General features: G+C 63.9%; 7 protein-coding genes. 6 read left to right on the top strand and 1 reads right to left on the bottom strand.

What is annotated here, in order from left to right:
• From FG93_RS30910 to FG93_RS30890, 5 genes are all read left to right on the top strand, one after another.
• Positions 1–551, top strand: a 551-nt coding sequence (locus FG93_RS30910) for a zinc-binding dehydrogenase (protein WP_043242774.1), incomplete at its 5' end; no start/stop codon positions are given.
• 132 nt (positions 552–683) lie between these two features.
• A complete protein-coding gene (fghA, locus tag FG93_RS30905) occupies positions 684–1,520 on the top strand; it encodes an S-formylglutathione hydrolase (RefSeq protein ID WP_043242772.1) in 837 nt (278 codons plus the stop codon).
• Positions 1,521–1,611: 91 nt separating this feature from the next.
• Positions 1,612–2,013, top strand: a complete 402-nt coding sequence (locus FG93_RS30900) for a low affinity iron permease family protein (RefSeq protein WP_043242771.1) — start codon at positions 1,612–1,614, stop codon at positions 2,011–2,013.
• A gap of 132 nt (positions 2,014–2,145) precedes the next feature.
• Positions 2,146–2,709 carry an isochorismatase family protein gene (locus tag FG93_RS30895; RefSeq protein WP_043242770.1) on the top strand — a complete coding sequence of 188 codons (564 nt, stop codon included), beginning with the start codon at positions 2,146–2,148 and terminating at the stop codon, positions 2,707–2,709.
• A complete protein-coding gene (locus FG93_RS30890; protein ID WP_043242769.1) occupies positions 2,706–3,719 on the top strand; it encodes a GlxA family transcriptional regulator in 1,014 nt (337 codons plus the stop codon). The genes FG93_RS30895 and FG93_RS30890 overlap by 4 nt, the downstream gene beginning before the upstream one ends.
• 8 nt (positions 3,720–3,727) lie before the next feature.
• On the opposite strand, the gene FG93_RS30885 is transcribed toward FG93_RS30890, so the two are convergent.
• A complete protein-coding gene (locus FG93_RS30885) occupies positions 3,728–4,495 on the bottom strand; it encodes an SDR family oxidoreductase (RefSeq protein ID WP_043242767.1) in 768 nt (255 codons plus the stop codon).
• Between the two features lie 138 nt (positions 4,496–4,633).
• Between FG93_RS30885 and FG93_RS30880 the strand changes: the two genes are divergently transcribed.
• Positions 4,634–5,671, top strand: coding sequence for an L-idonate 5-dehydrogenase (locus tag FG93_RS30880; protein WP_043242764.1), 1,038 nt, complete (start codon positions 4,634–4,636; stop codon positions 5,669–5,671).
• Positions 5,672–6,197: the final 526 nt, after the last annotated feature.

Raw genomic sequence — 6,197 nt, 5'->3', positions numbered from 1 at the left:
CCAATGTCGTGGTCTTCGGGCTCGGCGGCATCGGCCTCAACGTCATCCAGGGCGCACGCATGGTCGGCGCCGACAAGATCATCGGTGTCGACATCAACCCGGGGAAGCGCGCCATGGCCGAGAAATTCGGCATGACCGACTTCATCAATCCCGCCGAGATCGGCAATGACAAGGTGGTGCAGGCGATCGTCGATCTCACCGGCGGCGGCGCCGATTTCTCCTTCGATGCCACCGGCAATACCAATGTGATGCGCCAAGCCTTGGAATGCTGCCATCGCGGCTGGGGCGAGTCGATCGTCATCGGCGTCGCTGAAGCCGGCAAGGAGATCGCGACCCGGCCGTTCCAGCTCGTCACCGGGCGCGTCTGGAAGGGCACCGCCTTCGGCGGCGCACGCGGGCGCACCGATGTGCCGAAGATCGTCGACTGGTACATGGAGGGGAAGATCAACATTGACGATCTGATCACTCACAAGCTGAGCCTGGATGAGATCAACCACGGTTTCGACCTGATGCATGAGGGCAAGTCGATTCGCTCGGTCGTCGTGTACTGAGCCGGCCGCTCTTCCGCCGCATCGACCCTCCATGGAAACCCGCCATCATCCCTGATCTCCGCTTCGCTGCGGCAGGGGTGAAGGTGCGGATTGGGCTAGGACTGCGCGTCGCGAACGACCGAAAGGGACATCATGGAACTCCTCTCGAACTCCAAGGCCTTCGGCGGCTCGCAGCGCGTTTTCCGACACGAGAGCGCGGCCTGCGCCTGTCCAATGACCTTCGCGATCTTCCTGCCGCCGCAGATCGAAGAGGGCCCGGTGCCGGTGCTCTGGTATCTGTCGGGGCTGACCTGCACGCATCAGAACGTCATGGACAAGGGCGAGTACCGCGCGGCCGCGGCCGCGAACGGTATCGCGATCATTTGCCCGGACACTTCGCCACGCGGCGACGGCGTGCCGGACGAGCCGGATAACTGGCAGTTCGGCTCCGGCGCGGGCTTCTATCTCGATGCGACCCAGGAGCCCTATGCCCGGAACTACCGGATGGAGAGCTATCTCCTTGCAGAACTGAGCGAGATCGTCGCTCACAATTTTCCCGTCGACATGAGCAGGCAGGGTATCTTCGGCCACTCGATGGGCGGTCACGGCGCGATCACCCTCGCCCTGAAAAATCCTGATCGGTTCCGCTCGGTCTCGGCCTTCGCACCGATCACGCAGCCTTCGACGGCAGGTTGGTCGCGGCCGGCTTTTGAGAAGTATCTCGGCTCCGATGAGGCGGGCTGGCGGCGCTATGATAGCACCGCGCTGATCGCGGACGGTCACCGGGTCAAGGATCTCCTCGTTGACCAGGGCACCGCCGACGGCTTCCTGCAGGAGGGGTTGCGGCCCTGGCTGCTCGAAGTGGCCTGCGTCAGCGCAGGTATCCCGCTCGAGCTCAATATGCGGGATGGCTATGACCATTCCTACAATTTCGTCTCCACCTTCATGGCGCAGCACATCTCCTGGCACGCTCAGCGCCTGACTCCCTGACTCAAATTTGGGCGATCCTCAAGCGTCGGGAACGGATTGTTCCAGCCCGCGTTGATCCGCGTGGGCCGATCCGCACCTGGGGGAAACTATCATGGCATCGAGCCGCTCTCCGATCGCGGATCGCTCGTTCTTCACGGGGCTTTCCCAGCGTACGGCCCATTGGGCCGGCAAGCCCCAGACCTTCTTCCTGGCGCTGACGATCATCGTTGTCTGGGCGCTGTCGGGACCGCTCTTCGGCTTCAATGATACCTGGCAACTCGTGATCAACACCTCGACCACGATCGTCACCTTCCTGATGGTCTTCATCATCCAGAACAGCCAGAACCGCGACACCGCGGCGATGCAGATCAAGCTCGATGAGCTCATACTCCGGCTTGAAGGGGCTCGTGAGGAACTGCTCGATCTCGAGGAACTCGACGAGGAGAAGCTTGAAGCGAAGCGCGCCGATTTCGAGAGGCTCGCGAGGAAGGCGAGGGAAAGGAGCGGGAGGTAGCTCGATCTCGTCGGGAGAGTGGGGCGCCGCCTATATTGATGGCGTGAATTGTCCGCCCTTCGTCCGGATCTGGTATTTCGTCATTCGATCCGAGTCTTAGCATGGACCCATACCTTCTTTGGGAGATGCAGAATGTCCTCTGATACCGCCTTGCTCGTGATCGATGTTCAGGAATCCTTCCGGCTGCGTGCCTATTTTGACGAGACCTATGTGCCGCCCTTCATCACGCGACTTCAGGTGCTCGTCGACGGGGCCAAGGCGGCCGGCATCCCCGTTGTCCAGATCTTCCATGTCGATCCGACCGGTCCCTTCGCCGAGAGCTCCGGCTACGTGAAGACCCTCGCCCCGCTCGCCATCGAACCGGATGCCGTCTTTCGCAAGGGGCGGCACAGTGCGCTGGTCGGCAGCGGGCTCGATGTCTGGCTGACCGAGAATGGCATTCGCCGCGTGATCGTCTCCGGCATCCGCACCGAGCAGTGCTGCGAGACCACGACGCGCCACGCTTCGGATCTCGGCTATGAGGTCGACTATGTCGGCGAGGCGACCCTGACCTTCCCGATGACTGATGCCGCCGGCCGGCAATGGAGTGCAGCCGAAATCCGGGCGCGGACTGAACTCGTTTTGGCCGATCGCTTTGCGCGCATCGCCACTGTGGAGGACGCTCTCGCCCAGCGCAGCAAGACGCTTGCAGCATGACGTTGGAGCAGCAGCCCCTCGAGGTACCGGTCTATGTGGTCGTACCACCGCGCGTGCTGTTGCTCGATGTCGCCGGGCCGATCGAGGTGCTGCGCCGGGCCAATCTGGAACAGGACGCCCTGCGCTTCACCGTGACCTATGTCGGGCCACTGCCTGACATGGGGAGCTCGATCGGCCTTGGCGTGTCAGCCATTGGCCCCTTGCCAGCCTCTCTGCCGGACGGTTCGCTGCTTGTCCTGCCTGGCAGTGCCGATGCGCCTCTTGGTCGTCAAGGCGCGAGCCGGGAGGAGGATGCGGTAGAAGAGGGGCAGATCGTTGCTTGGTTGCGGCGGACGGTTCGTCCGGGCATCCGCTTCATCTCGATCTGCTCCGGAGCCCTGCTCGCGGGCCGCGCCGGGCTTCTCGACGGGTATGATTGCACCACGCATTATGACTGCCTCAGCGAACTCGCGGAGGCTGCGCCAGCGGCCCGAATCCTTGAGAACCGGCTCTATGTGGAAGACGGCGAGCGCCTGACCAGCGCCGGGATCACGGCCGGCATCGATCTGATGCTGCATGTCGTGGCCGAGATGGCCGGGCATGCCTGCGCGCTCGCGGTCGCGCGCTACCTCGTCGTCTATCTCAGGCGTGCCGGTGCCGATCCGCAGCTTTCGCCATGGCTCGAAGGTCGCAACCATATCCATCCTTCTGTGCACCGGGCACAGGATGCGGTCGCGGCCGACCCGGTGCGCGACTGGTCGGTGAGTACGCTTGCCGATGCGGCGGCGACGAGCCCGCGCAATCTCTCGCGCCTGTTCAATGAACATGCGGGCATGAGCGTCACCGAATATGTCAACCGGATGCGGGTCGCGGTAGCGCGGGAACTGTTGACCGGTTCCCGCCTCGACATCGAGGCGGTCGCGGAACGCGCCGGCTTCGCATCACCCCGGCAACTGCGTCGCGCCTGGGGGCGCTTCCACAGTCTGCCGCCGAGCCGGATGCGGCAGGGCGAGGCCAAAGCTGCGGGCTGAACCGGGGCTCAGACCACGGAGGTCAGGCCGCCATCGACCATCAGCAGGTGGCCATTGACATAGTCGGAGGCCGCCGATGAGAGGAAGATCGCAGCGCCGACCAATTCCTTCGTCTCGCCCCAGCGCCCGGCCGGAGTGCGGCTCTTGACCCAGCCCGAGAAGGTTTCGTCGGCGATCAGCGCCTTGTTGAGCTCGGTGACGATATAGCCGGGGCCGATCGCATTGGTCTGGATGTTATGCTTGCCGAGCTCGGCGGCGAGACCGCGTGTCATCATCTTCACCGCGCCCTTGGTGGCGGTGTAGGGCACGATGGTCGGGCGGCCGAGCTCGCTCATCACCGAGCCGATATTGACGATCTTGCCCCGACCGCGCGGGACCATGCGCTTCGTCACGGCCTGCGTGACATAGAAGACCGAATGGAGATTGGTGTTGACGAGGTAATGCCAGTCTTCGGCGGCGAACTCGGTGAAAGGCGCGCGCTTCTGCGTGCCGGCATTGTTGATCAGGATGTCGATCGGTCCGACCTCGGCCTCGATTGCAGCAATGGCCGCTTCGACGGCCTCCTGGTCGGTGACGTCGAAGGCAGAGATCGAGGCCTTTCGGCCAAAATCGGCGATCGCGGCGCGTGCGGTCTCGAGCTTGCCCTTGTCGCGGCCGTTGAGCACGACATGCGCTCCGGCTTGGCTCAGACCTTCAGCCATGGCGAGGCCGATGCCTTGGCCTGAACCGGTGATGAGTGCGATCTTGCCTTCAAGGCTGAACAGCGAAAGCGACATGGCGTATCCTCGATGGCGCAGGTATGGCCGATGAAATTCGATTTGCGCGGGCCCGCATAGCTTGGGTAAGCATCTTTCAATCGATTAGACAATCGCAGATCGGCCGAATCCGGCAAGGTCCACCCTGGGAGAACCGCCATGCGCGCAGTCGTCATCCACGCCGCGAAGGACTTGCGAGTCGAGGAAAGGCCCGTGCCGGAGCTCGGGCTGCTGGACGTGCGCGTCCGTATCGAGGCCGGCGGTATCTGCGGTTCGGACCTGCACTACTATCAGCATGGTGGCTTCGGCACGATCCGCGTGCGCGAGCCGATGATCCTCGGCCATGAGATTGCCGGGACGGTCGAGGCGGTCGGAGGAGAGGTCTCGCGCGTCGGGCCGGGTGATCGTGTCGCGGTCAATCCGAGCCGGGCTTGCGGGCGCTGCCGCTACTGCCAGGCAGGCCAGCAGCAACACTGCACCGATATGCTGTTCTATGGCAGCGCCATGCGCTTCCCCCATGTCCAGGGTGGGTTTCGCGATGTGCTCGTCGTCGAGGAGCGGCAGGCGGTGAAGCTGCCTGCGCATGTGCCGGCGGCGCAGGCCGCCTTCGCCGAGCCGCTCTCGGTTTGCCTCCATGCTGCCAAGCGCGCCGGGCCGCTCCTCGGCAAGCGGGTCCTGGTGACCGGCTCCGGGCCGATCGGTGTGCTCACCGTGGTCGCCGCCAAGGCAGCGGGAGCCTCCGAGATTGTCGCGACCGACGTTGTCGACGGTCCGCTGCCGACGGCGTTGAAGATGGGCGCGACCGGCGCGATCAACGTCATGGCGGAGCCGGAGCGCCTCAAGGCAGAGTACGGTGCGGAGAAGGGCGCTTTCGATGTGATGTTCGAAGCCTCGGGCAACCAGCATGCGCTGACCGGCGCATTCGACGTGGTGCGGCCTGGCGGGGTCATCGTGCAGATCGGCGTCGGCGGCAATTTCACCCTGCCGATGAACGTGCTGGTCGCCAAGGAGTTCGACCTGCGGGGTTCTTTCCGCTTCCATGAGGAGTTCGACTGGGCGGTGGCGATGATCGGATCGGGCAGCGTCGACCTCTCTCCGCTGCTGACCGCCTCGATCCCGGTCGAGCGAGCCGTCGAGGCCTTCGAACTGGCCGGCGACAAGTCGCGGGCGATGAAGGTGCAACTCGCCTTCGCCTGATCAGCCGAGCCGCAGCGTCGGATGGCCCGCCTGGCCGTGCAGCGCGGGATCGTAGACGACGAAGTGTCGCGACCTCCATGCTTGGCGGCATAGAGCCCGGCATCGGCATGGGCCGCCGCGCTCGGCAGGGTGAAGGCCGGTCACGCGATATCCGCCCTCATCCTGGCCAGTGCCCCGACAGATTCCGCCGAACCCAACGGGGTGTCGTAATGCGACGAGTCCGATCCGGCCTGTTTCCGTCATGATGCTTGCACGGATGAAGCAAGAAATCACCCGCGCCCAAGAAATCACCGCGCCGGAGCCTAGATCGCCGTGCGTCCATTCGGACGCAGGATGGTCGATCTATCTCTTTGTTTAAGCATCGGGTTTTTCCGAAAACCGGATTCCACTTTTCGGTCCGATGCTCTAAGGCTTGTGGGGGATCATCGTGAATTGATGACGGCTGCTGCGAGGTAGATCATGGCTTTGAAGCTCTGGTCGGTTTTCTCCGCCCGCATGGCGATGCGTTTGAACTCCTTGAGCTTGC

This window comes from Allobosea sp. LC85 (assembly GCF_000735605.1).
Taxonomy (GTDB): domain Bacteria; phylum Pseudomonadota; class Alphaproteobacteria; order Rhizobiales; family Beijerinckiaceae; genus Allobosea.
This window is presented reverse-complemented; position numbering and strand designations above follow the sequence as displayed.